This is a genomic window from Microcoleus sp. BR0-C5 (genome assembly GCF_036705045.1).
Lineage (GTDB): Bacteria > Cyanobacteriota > Cyanobacteriia > Cyanobacteriales > Microcoleaceae > Microcoleus.
Genome location: NZ_JAUBTR010000036.1, coordinates 8,022 through 29,964, shown reverse-complemented (window position 1 = coordinate 29,964; position 21,943 = coordinate 8,022). Strand labels below are relative to the sequence as shown.

Annotated in this window: 17 protein-coding genes; 13 read left to right on the top strand and 4 right to left on the bottom strand. The window is 46.2% G+C overall.

What is annotated here, in order from left to right; translation table 11 throughout:
• Positions 1–88: 88 nt before the first annotated feature.
• The 3 genes from QUB08_RS18095 to QUB08_RS18085 form a co-directional block, all read right to left on the bottom strand.
• The gene (locus QUB08_RS18095) at positions 89–466 is read right to left on the bottom strand and encodes a hypothetical protein (RefSeq protein WP_333226004.1); all 378 of its coding nucleotides are present in this window, start codon (positions 464–466) and stop codon (positions 89–91) included.
• A gap of 70 nt (positions 467–536) precedes the next feature.
• Positions 537–668: a hypothetical protein gene (locus QUB08_RS18090; protein WP_333226003.1), complete on the bottom strand. Its 132-nt coding sequence runs from the start codon at positions 666–668 to the stop codon at positions 537–539.
• On the bottom strand, positions 658–867 hold the full coding sequence (locus QUB08_RS18085; RefSeq protein WP_333226002.1) for a ribbon-helix-helix domain-containing protein: 210 nt from the start codon (positions 865–867) through the stop codon (positions 658–660). The genes QUB08_RS18090 and QUB08_RS18085 overlap by 11 nt, the downstream gene beginning before the upstream one ends.
• 385 nt (positions 868–1,252) lie before the next feature.
• Between QUB08_RS18085 and QUB08_RS18080 the strand changes: the two genes are divergently transcribed.
• The 13 genes from QUB08_RS18080 (at position 1,253) to QUB08_RS18020 (ending at position 20,965) form a co-directional block, all read left to right on the top strand.
• Positions 1,253–1,435: a hypothetical protein gene (locus tag QUB08_RS18080; RefSeq protein ID WP_333226001.1), complete on the top strand. Its 183-nt coding sequence runs from the start codon at positions 1,253–1,255 to the stop codon at positions 1,433–1,435.
• A 183-nt stretch (positions 1,436–1,618) separates the two neighbouring features.
• Complete coding sequence (locus QUB08_RS18075; RefSeq protein WP_333226000.1) at positions 1,619–3,013, top strand: DUF4912 domain-containing protein; 1,395 nt, start codon at positions 1,619–1,621, stop codon at positions 3,011–3,013.
• A gap of 694 nt (positions 3,014–3,707) precedes the next feature.
• Positions 3,708–5,021, top strand: coding sequence for an ABC transporter substrate-binding protein (locus QUB08_RS18070; protein WP_333225999.1), 1,314 nt, complete (start codon positions 3,708–3,710; stop codon positions 5,019–5,021).
• 336 nt (positions 5,022–5,357) lie between these two features.
• Entirely contained in the window at positions 5,358–6,266 is a 909-nt protein-coding gene (locus QUB08_RS18065; RefSeq protein ID WP_333226037.1) for a sugar ABC transporter permease, read from the top strand.
• Positions 6,267–6,337: 71 nt separating this feature from the next.
• On the top strand, positions 6,338–7,201 hold the full coding sequence (locus QUB08_RS18060; protein ID WP_333225998.1) for a carbohydrate ABC transporter permease: 864 nt from the start codon (positions 6,338–6,340) through the stop codon (positions 7,199–7,201).
• A 190-nt stretch (positions 7,202–7,391) separates the two neighbouring features.
• Complete coding sequence (locus QUB08_RS18055; protein WP_333226036.1) at positions 7,392–8,474, top strand: ABC transporter ATP-binding protein; 1,083 nt, start codon at positions 7,392–7,394, stop codon at positions 8,472–8,474.
• Between the two features lie 333 nt (positions 8,475–8,807).
• The gene (locus QUB08_RS18050) at positions 8,808–9,158 is read left to right on the top strand and encodes a hypothetical protein (RefSeq protein ID WP_333225997.1); all 351 of its coding nucleotides are present in this window, start codon (positions 8,808–8,810) and stop codon (positions 9,156–9,158) included.
• A 370-nt stretch (positions 9,159–9,528) separates the two neighbouring features.
• Entirely contained in the window at positions 9,529–9,966 is a 438-nt protein-coding gene (locus tag QUB08_RS18045; RefSeq protein ID WP_333225996.1) for a DUF3574 domain-containing protein, read from the top strand.
• 162 nt (positions 9,967–10,128) lie between these two features.
• A complete protein-coding gene (locus QUB08_RS18040; protein ID WP_333225995.1) occupies positions 10,129–10,332 on the top strand; it encodes a hypothetical protein in 204 nt (67 codons plus the stop codon).
• Positions 10,333–10,666: 334 nt separating this feature from the next.
• Entirely contained in the window at positions 10,667–11,179 is a 513-nt protein-coding gene (locus QUB08_RS18035) for a hypothetical protein (protein ID WP_333225994.1), read from the top strand.
• Between the two features lie 278 nt (positions 11,180–11,457).
• Positions 11,458–13,482, top strand: coding sequence for an ABC transporter ATP-binding protein (locus QUB08_RS18030; RefSeq protein WP_333225993.1), 2,025 nt, complete (start codon positions 11,458–11,460; stop codon positions 13,480–13,482).
• Positions 13,483–14,116: 634 nt separating this feature from the next.
• Positions 14,117–19,459, top strand: a complete 5,343-nt coding sequence (locus QUB08_RS18025) for a PAS domain S-box protein (protein ID WP_333225992.1) — start codon at positions 14,117–14,119, stop codon at positions 19,457–19,459.
• A gap of 201 nt (positions 19,460–19,660) precedes the next feature.
• Positions 19,661–20,965, top strand: a complete 1,305-nt coding sequence (locus QUB08_RS18020) for a cytochrome P450 (RefSeq protein ID WP_333225991.1) — start codon at positions 19,661–19,663, stop codon at positions 20,963–20,965.
• Positions 20,966–21,122: 157 nt separating this feature from the next.
• On the opposite strand, the gene QUB08_RS18015 is transcribed toward QUB08_RS18020, so the two are convergent.
• Positions 21,123–21,728: a chorismate lyase gene (locus QUB08_RS18015; RefSeq protein ID WP_333225990.1), complete on the bottom strand. Its 606-nt coding sequence runs from the start codon at positions 21,726–21,728 to the stop codon at positions 21,123–21,125.
• Positions 21,729–21,943 lie beyond the last annotated feature (215 nt).

Below are 21,943 nucleotides of genomic sequence, written 5' to 3'. Positions count from 1 at the left end.
GTTTTTATGCGTTTCTGCGTCTTGTGACGAAGTTTTCTCGCAAAAACCCGGTTTCTGGCCACCCGTGCGTAAATCCCAAGCGGATCGCTTATGCTGGAACGATCGCCTCTTGAAGATGGATAATATTTCCCTCTGAATTTAAGATATAAAACCATTCCCTCGGAATGATAGTTTGATTCAGTATTATAAGATGATGGCTCAACTCTTCAATAGAGAATGTTTCTACATAAGTGACAGTTTTTGTATCGCAGGGTTTGAGGCGATCGTTTTCTCCAATGTAGCGACCCTCACCAACATAACCTAAACTTGACAAAAGTTCTTCTACTTCTGGTTCGATGATGGGCATACTTAAGTCGTCATCTGGGTAATCGACAAAAATAGCAATTTTACCTGTTGCCGGAACTTCTAGTTCTGGAGAAGTCCAACCCTGTTTATAGTCCCAAACAATTGTACCTTTAGTCTTCATCTTCGCCTCCTGGGAAAATACACTGCCAAATGTTCTTCTGAAAGTGTTGAATGGCGAGTAACTTCCGTCCTTATGCTTCTTCTAAGCAACGTTCAACTGCTTTTTTTCTGGTTCCTGCTACAACGGATTCGGTTTGAGGATTCCCCATACGCTGGATTTCATCTTCAGGATCTTCGAGATAGCTAAGTGGGTTAGTTGTCATTGTCCGAACCTTCCTGCTGCTGTTGACGGCAGCAAAGTGCTCGATCGATCAGCTTGGCAACTATCCAAGAAACCGATCGCTCTTCTGAGGCTGCCCACGCCTCTAAAGCGACTTTCTTTTCTTTGGGGATGTATACCGCTATCAACTCCCGCTTGCGTTTTCCACCCACGAGTTCTTTTTCTTTTAATTTTATAGACATTGTATCTTCTATCTTGGATTTTACTATGCTACTATATGCTATAGTAGCATATAGTATGAACGCGCCAACAAAAATTTAATCCCTTGGTGACAGGAAGTGATGGAGAGGGAAGCATCGGGAGAATAGTTGGCTGGAAGTGCGATCGTATTTCTAAAGATATAGATATTTCAGACGGATCGCCCCCACCCTCCAAACCCATCAAAAGCCCCCTAGGGCAATATGTCATCAAATCCTGACATTTGCTGCTGCACCGATCCCCCCAATCTCCCAAATGTCAAGAGTCCCTGACACATTGATCCCCAAAATCACGAAAATGCGTATAAGTACCCAGGATTGAGGCAAAAGACCCCTTGACCCGATCGCAACTTGTCTGCAACATTGAGTCATGACAAAGCGATCCCAAAGAAATGCTTGGATTAAGCAGCCCTGGGAGTCGAATAGCGCGTGTGCTGCCAGCACAGCGTTGCTAGCTAGCAGCACCGGTCGCACTCACAAAATCGATCTTGTCAATCAAGAATCGACAGATAAAGCTTTATTTAGATCGGACGGTGCGCGCAGAAGCCAATAAGTCCAAACCCCCGATCGCATAGGGGAAAAGACAAGCTAAAAACAAGCAAGGCTTCAAAGGTTGGAGAGATTTGGAAGCTCGATAATATGTCAATTTAAAAGAGTTTCTAACTCAAAAAGTCAATACATTTGTGTTGAAAGGAAAAATCTAACCCGCCATCCTAAATTAGTGGAGAACCAACTCATGGCAAAAGAACGCCCACCATTAGAAGAGATGACTTTGCGACAACTCCGCAGAGTTGCTAGCGAATGTGGAGTCTCTCGCTACAGCCGGATGCGGAAATCGCAACTTCTGGCATCAATTCAAGAAATTCAACACACCAAATTTTCCTACAGCCCATCTCGCAAATTAGAGGCACAAGAAGCAGTGGAAGCAGCAAAGTTTGAACTCGGTCAAGAAGATAGAACAGGCGGTTCTTTGTCGTCTGTAGATGAAGGTTTAGCAGATTTGCCCAACGGCTACGGCGAAAGCCGGGTGGTTTTAATGCCCCGCGACCCAGAATGGGCTTACACCTACTGGGATATTCCCAACAATCGCAAAGAAGAATTGCGTCGCCAAGGAGGACAACAACTCGCCCTGCGGATCTACGACGTTACAGATGTTAACCTCGAAACTCAAAGCCCGCACAGCATTCAAGAATATCCCTGCGACGAACTGGCGCGGGAATGGTACGTGCCAATCCCCGTCAGCGATCGGGACTACGCGATCGACATCGGCTACCGCTGTGCAGATGGCCGTTGGCTGGTATTAGCTCGATCGGCTGAAGTCCGCGTTCCTCCCGTGTATCCCAGCGACTGGATTGAAGATCAATTCATCACCCTCGACTGGGAAGAAGAATTGCAGGGCAAAACCTTCGCCGAACTGGTTCCTCCGGCCAAGAAACTCGCAAAAGCAGTCAATGGCGGTGGTTACAGCACCAGCAACGCCATCTACGAACAAATCTTCGGCATGGCAGAATCTGCCGAATCCCTGCGCGTAGCCGGTTCTGTCTTCGGTTCCATGCAGCACGTAGCCGGTTCCGTCCAGCAAGTCGGCATCCACGAACAAGCTCTAAGTTCCTACGTGTTCCCCTCCGGCGTCGGAATGTGGGCGGCTCCCACCATGTCCGGCCTCACCACGTCGGGTGTCGGTATGTCCGGTCTCACCGCGTCGGGTGTCGGTATGTCCGGTCTCACCGCGTCGGGTGTCGGTATGTCCGGCCTCACCATGTCGGGTGTCGGTATGTCCGGTCTCACCATGTCCGGTTTCGGTATGTCGGGTGTCGGTATGTCGGGAGTTGGCTTCGCCGCCCCGATGCGCCCCCGCCAGTTCTGGTTAGTTGCTGATGCCGAACTGATCGTCTACGGCGCCACCGAGCCCGACGCTACCGTCTACGTAGGCGGACAGCCGATTAAACTCAATGCTGACGGCACTTTCCGCTTCCAGATGTCCTTCCAAGACGGCTTAATCGACTATCCGATTTTTGCAGTAGCAGCAGACGGCGAACAAAACCGCGCCATCCACTTGAAATTCAACCGCGAAACCCCAGAACGGCGCACCAATACCAAGCAGGATGCTGTTGTGGAATGGTTGGGCTAATTGCTCGCGGTTGATCGATCAACGGGCGATCGTGCAGGTTTGTGCCAATTTTTTAACCATCACAAGGCATAGCCTCAGCCGATCGTCATTTGTTAATCTTAATTCCAGACAACAACCCATAACACCCCCTATACACCGTTCTCCTGTTTTGAGGAGCGGTGTTTTTTGTATTTAGAACTTACTCAGAAACCGAGTTTTTATAGTAGAATAGCTCGTCGATCGGGCGATCGACAAAAGTTATACCAATGCTTAAAAGTAGGAATAAATATAGATTGTATGCGAGCATCTGTAGGGAATTAGGCTGGGTATAAGTCCCTACTTTGTTTCATCTGAGATATTGCACAATTCTCAATTACTTGTTTAGGAACAGGCTTTCCGGCCTGTTCCACAAGAGATGAATTTCATTGTGGAACAGGCCGGAAAGCCTGTTCTTGACAATGGTGCAAGATGTGAGTTTCATCCGATTGACAACTGCTATCTTAGACAATTTTCTTAATATCTCTCTGTAGATAGATGTTGACTTAACTCGCTATCGAGAGTGTTAAATCAAAATGTGCAATCTTCACTCAAGAATTATTAAGTAAGCTAAAGTTTACTTAAACTTTTATTGCACAAACTCGCTAAATCCAGCGAAACAAAAGAAAGCGAGTTATGAGAGAAAGAAGGCGATCGCACCGCCATTTCTCAAAAGCAAATGCAAAAAATAAATTCCCCGCAGCAACGAAGGCAGAAGCCTCGTCTTTTAGCCTTATTCGCTGTCACATTAGCCACCGTCTTGCTTTTATTTATTCTGCCGGCACTGACTCAACAGCCAGTCGTGCTCACCATGTTAATGCAAGGTCAAGACCTTGTTAACTGGAAACCCTTTGTCAAAGAATTTGAACAGAAAAACCCCGACATTCGCATCAACCTTATAGAAGGGCCTTTTGACAGCAACCTCATAGAAAATCTTTACACATCTGCCTTTCTTTTAGGCGAATCGCCCTACGACATCATCAACATGGATATTGTCTGGGTTCCCAAATTTGCAGCCGCAGGTTGGGTAAGCGATTTGACAGACAAAATTCCCCCGGAACAACTTTCCAAATTCATTCAAGGTAACGTCGAAGGCGGACGGTATCGGGGCAAACTTTACCGAATTCCCCATGCTTCCGATGCCGGAATGCTTTATTACCGCAAAGACATTTTAGAACAAGCGAAAATTCCTGCGCCTAAAACCTTTGAAGAGATGGTAAAAATATCTCAAAACTTGCAAAAACAGGGAAAAGCAACTTGGGGTTATCTGTGGCAAGGCAAACAATACGAGGGAGTCTCTGCGATGTTTGTCGAAGTGCTCTCCGGTTTCGGCGGCTTCTGGGCTAACCCTCAAACTTTTGAAGTTGGGTTAGATAAACCGGAGGCAATTAAAGCAGTGGAATTTCTCAAAAATACGATCGCCTCGGGCATTTCTCCTCCGGGTGTCACCACCTACGGCGAAGAAGAAACCCGGCTTTTGTTTCAAAACGGCAAAGCGCTATTTTTGCGAAACTGGCCCTATGTTTGGAAGCTGGCAAATGCCGAAGGATCGAATGTTAGAGGCAAAATTGCGATCGAGCCAATGCTCAGCAGTACGGGTAAAACAGGCGGTTCCTGCTTGGGAGGCTGGGGCTGGGGAATTGCCAAAACCTCAAAACATCCAGAACAAGCCTGGAGAGCAATTCAGTACCTTACCAGCGAGGAAACCCAGCGCAAATTTATTTTAGAAACTGGTTTGATTCCCAGTTACAAATCCCTATTTACTAACAAAGAAATAGTCGCAAAATATCCCCACTACCCGCAACTGCTAAAAGTAGTGGAACGGCCAGCTTTGCGCCCGCCCCTGGCACAATACGCTCAAGCTTCTGATATTTTGCAGCGCTATTTAAGTTCAGCTTTTACCGGGAGAATGAGTGCAGAACAAGCAATGAAAGCAGCAGCTAGCGAAACTCGCAATTTATTAGGCAGTTTGAAACCAGCCAAAGCTTCGTAAAACTGACATCTTGCTATTCTGTTAGAAACAGGCAAGATCCCTGTTCCAAAAAGAGTTAATTTTTTTATTGTGGGGAGTAGGGGTTGGGCATCTTGCCCGCCCGAACAGGCAAGATGCCTGTTCCACAAAGAGTTAGAAACAGGCAAGATGCCTGTTCCACAAAGAGTTAGAAACAGGCAAGATGCCTGTTCCACAAAGAGTGATTTTTTTTATTTTGGGGAGTAGGGGTTGGGCATCTTGCCCGCCCGAACAGGCAAGATGCCTGTTCCACAAAAAGTTAATTCAATTGTGGGGTGGGTTTCTAGCCCGCCCAAAAATAAATTAAAGGTGAACAATATGCAATTAGACAAGATGCGACAGCGCGAACAAAAAACCGGATGGATATTAGTAGCACCAGCTTTGATAATTCTGCTGCTAGTATTTGCTTACCCAATATTACGCGCTTTTTGGCTGAGTTTATTCACCCAAAACCTCGGTACTGAATTAAAACTGGTTTTTTCCGGTTTTGCTAACTACAGTCGAATGTTAGGTGACGGGCGTTTCTGGCAAACTTTAGGCAACACCACAGTATTTACAGTCGCCTCTGTTGTGCTGGAATTAATTATCGGTATGGGCATTGCCTTAGTATTAAATCAATCCTTCCCAGGGCGCGGCATTGTTCGGACAATTTCCCTGCTACCTTGGGCGCTGCCCACTGCATTGATGGGAGTAGCTTGGGCGTGGATTTTTAACGACCAATACGGCGTAATTAACGACATTTTGAGGCGATTAGGATTGATTAAAAATACCATTAGCTGGCTGGGAGATCCGACTTTAGCAATGATGGCAGTAATTACAGCAGATGTGTGGAAAACTACGCCCTTTGTCAGCTTGCTTTTGCTAGCGGGATTGCAATCAATTCCCGCTGATTTGTACGAAGCACACGCGATTGACGGCGCGAGTAGCTGGCAGAGTTTCCGTCAAGTTACGGTGCCCCTGCTGATGCCGCAAATTGTGATTGCTTTGCTGTTTCGATTTGCCCAATCTTTCGGCATTTTTGACTTGATTCAGGTGATGACGGGAGGGGGGCCGGCGGGGGCAACGGAGACGGTTTCTATCTACATTTACAGCACGGTAATGAGGTATTTAGACTTTGGGTACGGGGCGGCGTTGGTGGTGTGTACTTTTTTGATGTTAGTGGCAGCAGTTGCGCTCGCCGCTTACCTGTTATCGAGAGCCCGCATCAATGCAGCCGGCGGAAACTAAAACGATTTTAGATTTGGGATTTGAGATTTGAGATAACCAACAATTGCACTTTTATTTCCTTGGTATAAATTATGTCCATCGCCAGCGAACAACCTACCCAAAAAACCTTTAACATCCGGCAATTAATCTTGCCAATCTCGGCGATATTAATCGTCGCATATTTTCTCGCACCTATTATCTGGCAGGTGCTAACTTCTTTCAAAGTAAATGCAGATATTTCAGCGATTCCAAACGTCTACATTCCCAAACGAATTACTTTCGAGCATTACCTGTCGCTGTTCCAACGCCGCCCGTTTGCACTTTACATTTTAAATAGCGCTTTTGTTTCTATTACTTCAACATTGCTGTGTTTAGCAGTAGGCGCTCCTGCAGCTTACGCTTTGGCCAGGTTGCGACTGTGGAGCGAGAAAATCATCCTGGCAACTGTAACGATTGTGACGCTATTTCCGGCGGTGCTGCTATTTTTGGGACTGCTGGAAATTGTCAAAGCTTTGGATTTAGGGAATAATTATTTAGCATTAATTATTCCTTACACTGCTATCAATTTGCCGCTGACAATTTTGGTAATGCGGAGTTTCTTTCAACAATTGCCAAAAGATTTGGAAGATGCCGCTAAAGTGGACGGATACAACACTTTCCAAATGTTGTGGCAAATCGTGCTACCGATGACATTTCCAGCTTTAGTCACAACTGGAATTTTGACATTTATTTCAGCTTGGAACGAGTTTATTTTTGCACTAACATTTATGACTCGCGAATCTCTAAAAACAATCCCCGTCGCCACGGCTCAACTCAGCGGGGTGTCAGTATTTGAGATTCCTTACGGGCCGATCGCCGCAGCTACCGTTTTGGGAACTTTGCCCTTGGTTTTGCTGGTTTTGGTGTTCCAGCGGCGCATCGTTCAGGGTTTAACTGCGGGTGCAGTCAAGGGATAGTCAGTTGTCAGCAGTCAGTTGTAACTCACATCTTGCACCATTCTCAAGAACAGGCTTTTCGGCCTGTTCCACAAAGAGTAGATTTCTTGTGGAATGGGCTTCTAGCCCGTTCCTAAAAGGCTTATTGAGAATGGTGCAAGATATCAGTTGTAACAACAGTCAACAGTCAACAGTCAACACTTTAAAAATCATGGCAAAATTGCAACTCAAAAACCTCAATAAAACCTACAGCCCTAAAGTTGTTCCCGTAAAAGACATTAGTTTGGATGTCAGCGAAGGGGAATTTCTGACTTTGTTGGGGCCGTCGGGGTGCGGCAAATCTACGACTCTCAGGTTAATTGCAGGGTTGGAACAGCCGACTAGAGGCGAGATTAGAATTGGCGATCGCAATGTCACTTATCTCAGACCGGGCGATCGGGATATTGCAATGGTTTTTCAAAGTTACGCGCTTTATCCGCACATGACAGTATACGAGAATATGGCATCGAGCCTCAAACTTCGCAAAATCTCCTCTAGCGAAATCAACCGGTTAGTCACAGAAGTTGCAACATCCCTCGGATTGACGGAATTAATCGATCGCAAACCAGGAAAACTATCAGGCGGACAGCGGCAGCGAGTCGCCCTCGGCCGCGCTTTAGTGCGCCAACCGGAAGTATTTTTGCTCGACGAACCTTTGAGCAATCTCGACGCATTATTACGGGAAAAAGTTAGGGCCGAACTCAAACAATTATTTTCCTCCCAAAAAGCTCCTGTAGTGTACGTAACTCACGACCAAACCGAAGCCATGACGCTTTCTACCAAAGTCGCAGTTCTCAACAGCGGCAACGTGCAGCAACTAGACCCGCCACATTTAATTTATACTCGTCCGGCCAATCAGTTTGTAGCGGGTTTTGTGGGCAGCCCGCAAATGAATTTGCTCGTGCTTAAATGCCAGGGCAATTTTGCTATGTTAGGCGAGTCTGGAGTTCCACTCCCAAATCTGCCGACTGTGCCACCAGAAATTGTGTTAGGAATTCGCCCGGAACACGTCGGCTTGGCAGATGTAGAGGCCGGCAATATGTCGGCCCCCGAGGCAATTAAAGGTGAGGTTTTTTTAGTGGAAAACTTGGGAATGCAAAATTTAGTTAGCGTCCGAGTTAAAGGTGTGGAGTCAGTAACAGTGCGGGCTTTGCTGCCAAATGACCGCCACTGGAATTCCGAAATTGTAGAGCTGGTTTTTGGGCCTCAGTTGCTGCACTGGTTTGACGTGAAAACGGGCGATCGCTTGCAATAAGAAGTTGCCCTGCATAGCATGATTGATTAAAAATTGTCTAACCCTGTGCTGAAAAATATTTTTTTTGCTTCTAACTAAGTTATGACTTTAGTTAGAGGTAGAACTCTTTGGCTGCTGTTAACGTGATATTCATGTGTGAAAAAGCTAATTGGCTGACACATAGGTTGCGTATTTACCAGATTTTATCGCTAACCTATAACTCTACTTAGGTGGTTAATGGGAAGTTAAAGCTAAGTTGGCTTTACCTCGCATTAGCTGCTAATTTTGGAGCGAGTCAATTAGATGAAAAAATGTTGAAAATTATCACCAATCAACTTAGGGAGTATTACTGAGATGAATTTGATTTCCACAGCCATTGCTCGCATCAGTTCCCTGCTTAAGGGCTTTCAAATTAAGAGTTTTTTGAGTGTTGTCCTAGTCGGTTTTCTGGTGCTGACAACCACTGTTGATTCGGGACGTACTAACCAAGGTTTTGGCACGCAAGCCAGCTCAAAATCTGAGCTAAACAATTCTGAAAGACCCCAAACAACGCGGGAATGGAGGCAAGAAGCTCGCGAAACCTCAGACTCTCCGGGCGAACGAGCTCAGAAGATTGGGCAAGAGGCAGGAGCAGCCGTGAAAGAATTCGGGGAGATGTATCAAGACACTGCTAAGAGAAGTATCCGCGAATTAAAGGATAACTAGCTCCACCTAAAAAAATATAACACTGAGAAACCTGATGGCTGTAGGGGCGCAGCCAAGAGTGATCGCCCTTTCGGGTTTCTGAACACCTCAAAAGTTTGAAGTTTAAATAGGTTGAGCTACTTAATACGACAGACGCAATCAAGTAGGCGAGCATAAATAAACTTGGGCTGACGCTCAAAAACCCGGTTTCACCTGAGAAACTGGGTTTTTGAGTTGGAAGTCTTTTATGTTAAATTAAATCAAATTCGCGTTAAAAACTCGTTGCTCAGACTCGGTGGTTAAAACTGAGATATTGCAGTATTCTCAATCAGCATTTCAATGGCACGCTAGAAACAACAGCCCACAATATAGAATTTCCGCGTAATTCCTGATGAATAAACATCTTAAAAGTCTTTGCTTGACCGGCGTGCTGTTCATCCTGCCTGTTTGTCCGGCGACAATTGCCCACGCTCAACTTTCCGAAACTTCGGATACTAATGCCAAGCAAACAAATCTCCTCAAAGATGAACTGTATTTTGGCTTAACAAAACCGGGAGGCGAGATAATTTCTGAATCCGAATGGCAGGAGTTTGTCAAGGCGGTTATTACCCCTCGCTTTCGGGAAGGGCTAACCGTATTAGACGGCTCCGGGCAGTTTCTCAACAGCTCTGGAATTCTGATTAGAGAAAACTCTAAAATAGTTATTTTAATTTATGAAAGTAGTCCGGCAACGAATCAAGCTATTCATGAAATTATCGAAACTTACAAGCACACTTTCCACCAGGAGTCAGTGTTGCGGGCCACCAGCGAAGTTAAGGTTTCTTTCTGATTCGGTCATCGAATCAGTGTATTTATGATATTATTCGTGGTAATCAAGGTCATATCCTCAAACATAAGTAGGGTGCGGGTGCAAGAAAAATCATAATTTGTGGGTATCGATCGCACACTGCAAAAAATCGCTAGAAAAACCTGACCGGGAGAAAACAAAAACATGATGAACGACGGCAACCAAAAAGCTGAAGCGCCTGAAAGCGAGGATGCACAAAATTTGTCCGGCATGGCGAAAGCTTTTCTTGTGAGCATGGCTTGGTCTTACGCAGAGGCATTGGATCACATGAAACGATCGCGAAATCCACAGGAACCCGCGCCGGAATCTCCGACAGAACAAGTCGAACCCGATACTGAAAAAAATTAATGACCGACTATTAATGCGATCGATTTGCCAAACTATCTGGGGGTGCGATCGAACGCAATAGTCAATTAGCTGTTTTGAGTGAAGAACAATCTACTCAGAACAGCGAACTGTGCAGGTTAAGCCGGATTTGTATGGGATTTTACAAGAATAAAAAAAACTGAAAGCCCGGTAACCCTTCAACAAGCTCAGGAAAAGCTTTACTCCGGGGATGACAACTGGGTTGCAGGTTTGAACCTCAACCTATATCTATCCCTAAAAGGGATTTAAACTAAACTAATGTACGGTTTTACCGCTACAGTGTACAAAACAAATAACCAATTTTTAGATCGGTCTCATGTCTAATTCAAAAATGATTGGTAAAGCGATCGCAGGTAGCCTTTGCTTGGGCATCCTCATTAGCTTCAACGCCTCACTCGGCCCAGCATCCGCAGCAACACCAACAATTGCCCAAGAAACAGCAGCCCCGGCCGCTAGCAGCCTCGACCAGCAACTCCTAGGCCAATGGCAAGGCACAGTCCCCTCCGGTCAGTCTTTCACCTTCGTCTTTGCCCCAGAAGGCAAATTGTTTCTCATGGCGAAAGGCCCCGACGGAGCCGCCCGCGCCAAAGAAATGAGGTACAAAGTTAATCTCGGTGAAAAACCGATGCACATTGATGTCGGCCTCAGCAGCACAGAAACCGTTGAGACTGTTTTTGAATTGACTCCCGAAGGTCAAATGCGCCTTCAGTTGCAAGGCACCAATCCCGGACAGGCCAGACCTAATTCCTTAAACGATCAGGCAACCGTGTTTAAAAAGGTCTCCGAGGCCACTGCACTGCCTGCTGACACTCAAGTCATCGGTTTTTGAGGAAAATTGCAGGCAGAAGGCACTTATCGCAATTTTCAATAGAGTGAGGTACTGATTGGGATTTTCGATTTTCGATTTTCGATTTTCGATTGGGGAATTGGTAAGAAAGCCGGCGAGTACCTCACCTGATTGAGATCCGCTATAACTAGCTCTGAGTTTTCAGATTGCCACGCTTCGCGAGGAACGAAGCAATCTTAAAACTTTCCCCGTGCCTTCTGCCTTCCACAGGCCCTGCTACAATCCACTTAGTCTCCCTTTAATTTTTGCCATAGACTTCCATGAGTGAAACCGTCCTAGAAGTTCGCAACCTGCGGGTTCAATTTCAATCTGCGGACGCAGGCGATGCGTCTGCAACCGTCAAAGCGGTTGACGGCATTTCCTTTGAGGTCAACCGAGGGCAAACTCTGGGCATCGTGGGAGAGTCGGGATCGGGAAAATCGGTAACATCCCTGGCTGTTATGGGTTTGCTGTCGAGTTCGTCAACCAAAATCGATGGCGAAATTTGGTTTTCTCCGACAAAAGACGGCGCTAGCAATGGGCCTGTGAATCTGCTGGAAATGCCGGACAGGGAAAAGCAAACATACCGGGGCAGCCAGATTGCGACGATTTTTCAAGAGCCGATGAGTTCGCTAAATCCGGTTTATACGATCGGATTTCAACTCACAGAAGCTATTTGTTTGCACCAAAAGGTGTCGCAGACAGAAGCGCGGCGCAAAGCTGCTTCTTTGCTGCAAGAAGTGAAGCTGCTACCGGGCGACGATGAAATCAGGCAGCGGTGTTTGGCTTTGCGGCAAGAAGTAGGTGGCGAGGACGATCGCGATTTGATGCAGCTCGTCAACGGCCAAAAACAAGCTATGCTCGATCGCTACCCCCACGAACTCTCAGGCGGTCAAATCCAGCGCGTGATGATTGCAATGGCCATTTCTTGCAATCCAACTTTATTAATTGCTGATGAACCTACCACGGCTTTGGACGTAACCGTGCAGGCAACAATCTTAGCTTTGCTGCGGGAGTTGCGGGACTCTAGAGGCATGGCAATGATTTTTATTACCCACGATTTGGGCGTCATTGCTGAAATTGGCGATACGGTGGCGGTGATGTACCGAGGCAAGATTGTTGAGTGCGGTGCGATCGAACAAATTTTCAGCAATCCTCAACATCCTTACACAAAAGGTCTGTTAGCTTGCCGCCCAACTCTCGATCGGCAAATGCGCCGTTTGCCGACGGTTTCCGATTTTATGGATGTCACCACAAATGCCAGCGGCGAATTAGTAATTATCGAGAAAAATGTCGATTTAGACGGCGACAGCAGCGGCGGACTTTCCGCTTTTGCAACAGGAAAACAGCCTCGGCTGCCAAATATTTCCGAGCCTTTGCTGGCTGTTAATAACTTGCGAGTCGGTTTTCCTGTGAAGGGAATGTTTGGGGAAACTCAACGCTTGTTTATGGCGGTAAACGATATTTCTTTTGAGGTTTACCCGGGCGAGACTTTGGGTTTGGTGGGCGAGTCTGGCTGCGGCAAATCAACTTTGGCGAGAGCTTTGCTGCAATTAATTCCGGTGGCCAGCGGTAAAGTGTTTTTTGAAGGTCAAGAAATTACGCCTCCTGCCAGAAGTAGTTCGGCAGCCAAGTGGATGGCTAATTATCGGATGAAAAAAGAGTACGATCGCAAATTGCGGTGGCTGCGGCGCGATATGCAAATTATTTTTCAAGATCCTTTTAGTTCTCTCGATCCGCGCCTAAATGTTGGGGATGCGGTGATGGAACCGATGGTGATTCACCGTTTTGGTAAGAACCAGAAAGAACAGCGCGATCGCGCGGCTTATTTGTTGGATAGAGTGGGTTTAAATCCAGATTTTATGCGGCGCTACCCTCACGAGTTTTCGGGCGGACAGCGGCAGCGAATTTGTATTGCTAGAGCTTTGGCTTTGAATCCTAAGTTTATTATTTGCGATGAGTCGGTTTCCGCCTTAGATGTGTCGGTGCAGGCGCAAGTTTTAAATTTGTTAAAAGAGTTGCAAACAGAGTTTGGACTGACTTATATTTTTATTTCTCACGATTTGAGCGTGGTCAAGTTTATGAGCGATCGGGCGATCGTCATGAACAAAGGTAAAATCGAGGAAATTGGCACTGCTGAGCGCATTTACCGCCAACCGCAGCAAGCTTATACGCGGCAACTTATAGCTGCTATTCCTGCGGGTAATTTGGAGCGAATTCGGCAACAGCAATTAGGCCGCAAATCTGCTTTGGGTGCTGTGGCGCCTTGGCCCCCATCGCCTGCTGATGAATCACAACAAAATTGATATCTAGTGTTTTAAACTCGTATCAATTACCAATTGCCCGTTACCAATTACTAATTAGCCCTTACGCGCGAACATAGGAGTGCAACGAAAAACTGCTACCAATATTTTTTTCATTTTATCTTCAGAAATCCACAGTTTATCTTTATTTGAAATTCATAATTTATGCTCAAATTCAACCTGTTTGAACTTGACTAATATTCCGGGTTGTTCAACCCACAGCCAGCGCGCTCCACGCAGTATTTTCCTACATCAAACTCGGTCATTCCTGGACGGCAAAAGTCGTATAACACGCTACTATAACGCGCCAAGCTGCTTCAGGCGAACCCTACATAATTAGGTTCTGCGTCCAAGATTAGCTAGATTAGGCCAAATGTCCAATGACTAAGAGCAATATGTAGCGTAGTATTATAGATAAACTCTCTCTATGAGTCGGAAAAAGTAGAAAATGCCCACCCCAGCTAAAAAGAGATTACTCCCTAATTCCGTAAATACACTTAATTCTATGGTCGGTTTGCGTAGATTTACGCAAATGTTAAACCGCTAGATTTCGCAAGCTAGGAAAGTTTAACAATATTTAAACAGCTTTATTGTAATTTGGGCTCACCACACGTAAAACGGGATCACAACTAAAAAAATGAAATCTTCTGTTCGTATCGAAGAATCAAAAAGCACTAAATTCTCGAACTTACTGCACGTGTTGTTGACAAAAATTACCGCAGCAGTCACCAGAATAGAAAAGGCAGAAGGCAGCAAGGAGTATGAAAAAAAAATCAGCGTAGGGACGATCGCCCCTGGCAGTGTATTCTCAATTTTGATAATTGTACTGCTGGTGTTAAACGGGTGTTTCGTAGCTGGCAGCCGTGATAATTTGTACTATACTCAACTCGCCCTGGGATTTTTGGCAATAGCAAATATTGTCTTTTTGGCGGTATCGGCGCGTTTAAACGCCTCTGCTGTCGCCGCCCAAAACGATCGCCAATCCAGCAAACCCGACGGGGGCGATCGCTTTTTTAGTCTCTCGCTAGATATGCTGTGCGTCATAGGTTTTGACGGTTATTTAAAACGCATCAACCCAGCAGCAGAAAACATTCTAGGCTATTCCCCAGCAGAAATTGTGGGCAAACTCTTTATTGAATTCGTGCATCCAGACGATCGCGAAACTACTTTAAAACAAGCTGAAAGTATTGTTGCGGGGAATAATACTGTTGGGTTTGAAAACCGCTGGCGGTGTCGAAACGGGTCTTACAAGTGGGTAGCCTGGAGTGCTAGTCCTGTTTGCGAGGAAGAATTGATTTATGGTGTCGGCCGCGACGTTACCGATCGCCAACGCACCCAAGAATCGCTCCAGTACACCAATTCTATCTTGCATTCTGTGATTGAAAGCACGCCGGATATCATTTGTGTCAAGGATATTCAAGGCCGCTACATAATCGCTAATTCTGCAGTATGTCAATTTTTGGAAAAACCGATCGAGGAAATTATAGGCAAAGATGATGCAGAATTATTTGCTGCTGAAATAGCCAGTCAAATTATCGAAGTAGACCGCAAAGTGACTGCCGCCGGAGAATGTTTGACATATGAAGAAGATATACCACACAACGGGGCTATACGAACGTTTATAACAGCAAAATACCCTTGGCGTGACTCTCAAGAAAATATTGTCGGCGTAGTTGCCATATCTCGCGACATCAGCGATCGCAAAGAAATAGAAGCAGCGCTACTAGAGAGAAACATCCTCTTTGAAAGCGTAATCGAAAGTACAGGCGACAGCATTTTTGTCAAAGATACTCAGGGCAATCACCTATTGGTCAATTCTAAGGCGGCGGCCATTATTGGCTTCCCAAAATCAGAAATTATTGGCAAAAAAAATGCAGAATTATTTCCGCCGGATATTGCAGATATGCTTGTGGAAAATGACCGCCAGATCTGGCAATCTGGTATTGAGGAAAAGATCGAGGAAGTAGCAAAAGATAGCGAGGGCAACATCCTGACATTTCTTTCTACCAAAAGTCCTTTGCGCGATCGGGCAGGAAACATCACCGGTGTAGTGGGAGTTGCTCGCGAAATTACCGATCGCAAACGCGCAGAAAAAGCCCTACAAGAAAGCGAGGAACGCTACCGCTGCTTAATTGAAGCCACATCCCAAATTGTTTGGGATACTAAACCCGAAGGCGAATTTGTCACCGAACAACCAAGATGGAGTGCATTTACGGGACAGATTTACAGCGAACTTAAAGGATGGGGGTGGCTAAATGCTATCCATCCAGATGATAGACAACATACTGCAAAGATTTGGTCTGATGCAGTTGCCAACTGCACTTCATACCAAGTAGAACACCGCTTGCGCCGGCACGACGGCGAGTACAGGTACATGAGCGTGCGCGGTGTGCCTGTATTGAACGCAGACGGCAGCATTCGCGAGTGGGTGGGAGCGCACTCCGATATTACCGATCGCAAAATCACAGAAGAAAAAATACAGCAGCAAACAGAATTTTTGGCCAGCATTTACGACAGCGTAGACTACAGCATTTTCGTAATAGATATCGGCGCCGACGGAGAGTTTCGCTTCGCAGGCTGGAACCCAGCAGCAGATTTATTCGCAGGCATCAGCAGCCAATTTGGGCGCGGCAAAACTCCACAAGAACTTTTCCCAGAAGCTATAGCAGCAATGTTCCGGCAGAATTTGAGCGACTGTTTGGAAAGAGGCAGCTCGATTTCCCGCGAATATCCCGCTACTTTTGACGCTAGAGAAATCTGGTCGATCGTAACTCTGACTCCGCTGCGGGACGGATCGGGCAAAATTTATCGCGTTGTCGGCAGTTGCACCGACATTACAGAACGCAAAAAAGCCGAAACCCAATTGCGCGAACAAGAAGAATTTTTAAACAGCATCTATAACGGCTCTAATCAAGCTATTTTTGTGGTAGATGTCACCGCCGACGCAGAGTTGCGCTACACAGGTTGGAATACTGCTACAGAAGCCTCTACAGGCTTTTTAATCGCCGATGTCCAAGGCAAAACCCCAGAAGAGGTTTTTCCCCCGCTAGTAGCAGCAGATATTCGGCAAAGATACGTTGATTGTTTGGCAGCCAGCACCTCGATTTGTTACGAAAACAAGACCGAGTTGGAAGGCGTAGAACATTGGTTTATGGTAACTCTGACGCCACTGCGCGATGCCTCCGGCAGAATCTACCGCCTGATAGGCAATTCGATGGACATTACCGATCGAAAACAAGCAGAAGCAGCGCTGCAAGAGAGCCAGCGTTTTGTTGAGCGAATTGCCAATACCAGCCCGAATCTTCTCTATGTTTACGACGAAACCGAGCAGCGAAATGTCTACAGCAACCGCGAAATCACTGACACCCTCGGCTATACGAGGGCAGAAGTTGAAAACATGGGCAGCAATCTACTGCCCACCATCCTCCACCCTGACGACTTAGCTAAATTTCCCGGCTATTTTCAGCAATTAGAAAATGCTCCCGACGGCGAAGTTATTGAGTACGAATATCGGGTACGCGATCGACAGAATTGTTGGCACTGGTTAGTCAGCCGGGATATTGTATTTAGCAGAACAGAGGAGGGAAAAATTAAGCAGCGTCTCGGTGCTGCTACGGACATTACAGAGCGCAAAATAGCAGAACAAGCTTTAGCAGAACAATTGAAACTTTCTTTATTCACAGCAGATGTGGGAATTGTTCTAACTCAAAACCAGGGTTTGCGTAAAACTTTGCAATATTGCGCCGATGGAGTTGTGCGCCATTTGGATGTTGCCTTTGCTCGGATTTGGACATTAAATGAAGACGGAAATGTATTGCAACTGCAAGCAAGCGCGGGGATATATACTCATATTGACGGCGCTCACAGCCGCATTGCTGTCGGCGAGTTCAAGATTGGTTTAATCGCCTTGGAGCGACAACCTCACATCACTAATTGTGTGAAAGAAGATCCCCGAATCCAGGACAAAAAATGGGCTGCGCGTGAAGGAATGGTGGCTTTTGCTGGATATCCGCTAATTGTTGACAATCAGTTGCTGGGAGTAATCGCGATGTTTGCTCGCCAGGATTTGAACGAATCAACGCTGATTGCTTTGGCGTCAAGTGCGGATACGATCGCCCTGGGAATTAAGCGCAAACAAACAGAAGTTGCTCTCGCTACACAAAAGCAAACTTTAAGGGCAATTATTGACAACTCTCCGATCTGGGTGTGGATGACAAATGCTAGCGGGCGGATGTTATCAGTTAACAAAACTTTTTGCGAAGATGTGGGTATTCCCGAATCAAAATTTTTAGCAGCCTCTCACTATTCCGAAGTTTTGGGATTAGAAGCATCTGTTAACTCTCTGGCATCTGACGCGCAAGCGTGGAGCCAAGATATTCCCTATTATTCTGAAGAAATTCTCCAGCTTACTGATGGTGCCTATCACCATTTCGAGACAATTAAAACTCAGGTCAAAGATGATTCCGGTAACGTGATCGGCTTAATCGGTTTGGGTTTGGACGTTACAAAACAAAAAGAATCCCAAAGACAGTTGCAAAAGTCGGAAGCGAGATTCCGCAAATTAGCCGAGCAGGAAGCGCTGCTGAACCAACTAGCTAGCAATATCCGGGAATCTCTGGATTTAGATACTATTTTGGCTACAACTGTGCAGCAGATTCGTGAGTTGCTGCAACTCGATCGCTGTCTGTTTATGTGGTATTGGCCGGACGCCTCGCCGCCAGTTTGGGCCGTGCAATACGAGGCAAAAAATGCTGATTTGCCTTCGTTGTTGGGTTTAGTTCCTGCTGGTGTGACTGGTTCTCATGCCGAGCGGATTGCCAATTTGGAAATTATTCGGGTCGATGATTTTGAGACTGTTACCGATCCAGTCGAGCGGGAGTTTTTCAGTTATATAGGATTCAATTCTTTGCTAGACATTCCCCTTCAAACATCTGCTGGTAAAATCGGGCTGATTTGCTGTAGTGCTTCTAGCAGTGTGCGGTGTTGGAGCGATGAGGAAGTGGAACTGTTAGTGGCGGTGGGCAATCAATTGGCGATCGCCATCAGTCAAGCGGAACTCTACACTCAAAGCGTCGATTCAGCTCGGATAGCGCAAGAACAAACTGCCAAACTAGAAGTAACTCTGTGCGAACTCCAGCAAGCTCAAACCCAACTCGTGCAGGCAGAAAAAATGTCGAGTCTCGGTCAGATGGTAGCAGGAATCGCCCACGAAATCAATAACCCCGTCAGCTTTATTTTCGGCAATCTTACTTACACCGAAGAATACACCACAAGCCTGATGAAACTGCTGCAAATGTATCGAGATGAATACCCGGAACCTTCTGCTGCTCTTCAGGAGGAAATAGAGGTATTAGAGCTGGATTTTGTGCTAGAGGACTTGCCGAAAATGCTGTCTTCTATGCAGGTGGGAGCTACTCGCATCCGGGATATCGTGCGGAGTTTGCGGAATTTCTCTCGCCTTGATGAATCGGACATGAAAAAGGTTAACATTCACGAAGGCATCGACAGCACATTGATGATTTTAGAACACCGTCTGAAAGTTCAGCCCGATAGCGTAGCGGGTACGGAGTTCCATCGCCCAGCCATTCAACTCGTTAAAGAATACGGAGAATTGCCGCTAGTGGAGTGCTACGCCGGACTGTTGAATCAGGTGTTTATGAATATTATCGCTAACGCTATTGACGTGTTACAAGAACCGCTCGAAGATCCGGGAATTATTCGCATCCGTACAGAGGTAGAAGGTACTCTCGTTGTGATTAGAATTGCTGATAACGGTGCAGGTATCACCGATCAAGTCAAGCAGCGGATATTTGACCCCTTCTATACTACCAAACGGATCGGTTCAGGAACGGGGATGGGTTTGGCAATTTCCCATTCAATTATTGTCGAAAAACATAAAGGTGAAATTAAGTGTTTCTCGGTGGTGGGGAAAGGCACTGAATTTATAATCGAGATTCCGATTAAAACAACAGAAAATTAAATTTGTGGTTCGGCCAAAATACTAAGGTGCATCAGTTGGAAAAACCAGATTTTTTTGTAATAACTTTAAGACTGACGCAGCCGACAGGTTACAAATAGAGAAAACTTATTTTACCAGAAATTTGTCGGGTGCGTATTGTCCACCCTCCAACTAAACTTGATATGATATTAAAAATCTAAAATCTAAAATCTAAAATCTAAAATGGCATTACCTCCCGGCAGTTTCGGTTTACCCCTAATTGGCGATACCATCAACTTTTTGCAAGATGCCCAATTCGCCAAAAAACGCCAGCAGCAGTACGGAAATATTTTCAAAACCCGCATTTTCGGACAGCCTACAGTTTTTATGTGCGGCCCAGAGGCGAATTTGTTTGTTTTAAGCAATGAAAACCAATATTTTGTTGTGACTTGGCCTGCCAGCACGAGAGCGCTTTTAGGGCCACTTTCCTTGTCGTTACAAACGGGTGCTAACCACCAAAATCGGCGCAAGCTGCTGTACCAAGCGTTTCAGCCGCGAGCTTTGGCCGGCTACATCGGCGCGATGGAAAATATCACTCAGCGCTATTTGGAAAAATGGGGCAGAATGGAAACCATGACTTGGTATCCTGAACTGAGAAATTATACTTTTGATGTTGCGGCTAAGTTGTTGGTAGGGATTGAAAATGGTTCGGAAACGTCGCTGGGACATAATTTTGAAACTTGGTGCAATGGTTTATTTTCGATTCCTTTAGATGTGCCGTGGACTCAGTTTGGCAAGGCGAAAAAGTCCCGCAAGCTGCTGTTGGCAGAACTTGAAAAGATTATTCGCGATCGCCAACAAGGAACCCCTAGCGGCAATGATGCTTTGAGTTTGCTGATTTCGGCTCGCGATGACGAGGGAAATAGTTTGAGTTTGGATGAGTTAAAAGATCAAGTGCTATTGTTGCTGTTTGCGGGACACGAAACTTTAACTTCGGCGATCGCCTCTTTTTGTCTTCTCCTAGCTCAAAATCCCGATGTGATGGCAAAAGTCCGCGCCGAACAGCAGCAGTTCCCCGCAACTGAACCGCTAACCTTGGAACAACTCAAACAAATGACTTATTTAGAGCAGGTTATGCGAGAAGTGCTGCGGTTGGTTCCGCCAGTGGGAGGCGGTTTTCGTCAGGTAATTAATGCTTGCGAGTTCGCCGGCTACGAAATTCCCCAGGGTTGGACGGTGCTTTATCAAATCAATCAGACGCATCAGGATAGTCAACTTTATCCCGAACCCGATCGCTTCGACCCCGATCGATTTAGCTCGGATCGATCGGCTAAACCGTTCAGTTACTTGCCCTTTGGTGGAGGTTTGCGAGAATGTTTGGGCAAAGAATTTGCCCGATTAGAAATGAAGTTGTTTGCAGCAAAGATTGTTCGGGAGTTTGAATGGGAGCTTTTACCCGATCAAGATTTGGATTTGGTCACAGTACCGACTCCGCATCCCCGCGACGGTTTGCGAGTGAAGTTTCATCGAACAACTATGAATAGGTAGAAGCTTCTGTTCTACACCCTCCTTATTTTCTTCCTCTTCTTCTTGAGAACAGGCTTTCCGGCCTGTTCCACAAGAGATGAATTTTATTGTGCGGAGTAGGGGTTGGGCTTCTAGCCCGCCCTGAAAGCCTGATTGATAATGGTGCAATATCTCAGTCTCAATCAACATCCAATTGCATCGACCCCAAATACTTAGTTAGATAAGGCGAAAACACCTCATAAATCAGAGTCAATGGCTTCCCGTGATGCCAAAACAAATAGTGTCGCCCCCAAAAAGGCCCCGACTCTTCAAAAGCTGACTCCAAAGCCACCGAATCACCGCAATAAATGCCCTGCACATCGCGATACAACTCTGTCCGCAGCCGCGCTAAACTAGCCCAAATTGGCAAAGATTTATTTTGTAAATATTCATCTACGTGGCTTGCTTCCCACCAAGAAGTCGCATAGGCCAGGCGCTGTCCCGAAGCTGTCCGCAGCCACACTTGGCGGCGCAGGCGCGGCCCCGGAACCGCGACAATTTGCTCTGGTGCGCCGTCTGCGTCTTCACCCACTAAAGACATATCGATGACATCAACTTCTGTCGGTTCCCCTGTCAGCAGTTGCAGGTGACGGGTGGGGGAACCGTCGCCCAGGAGCAGTATTTGCCACGCCGGTGCGAGCTTGGTGTGGGGCAAACCCTTCTGTACTGCGTCTTCTGCTCCTTGCCACAGGGGGTTGAGAGCGTGCCAGGTGCGGCTGTTTTTGGGTGTAAATGTTGCAGTCAAGGGTCTTTACAAAACTTAATTTTTTGTTTATTATAACGCTTCTGCAATCTACAATTTAAATCTGTTTAGAAACGGGCTCTTCGGCCCGTTCCACAATAAAATTGAGTTGGTGTGGAACAGGCATCTTGCCTGTTGTTGAATAAAATTGAGTTGGTGTGGAACAGGCATCTTGCCTGTTGTTGAATAAAATTGAGTTGGTGTGGAACAGGCATCTT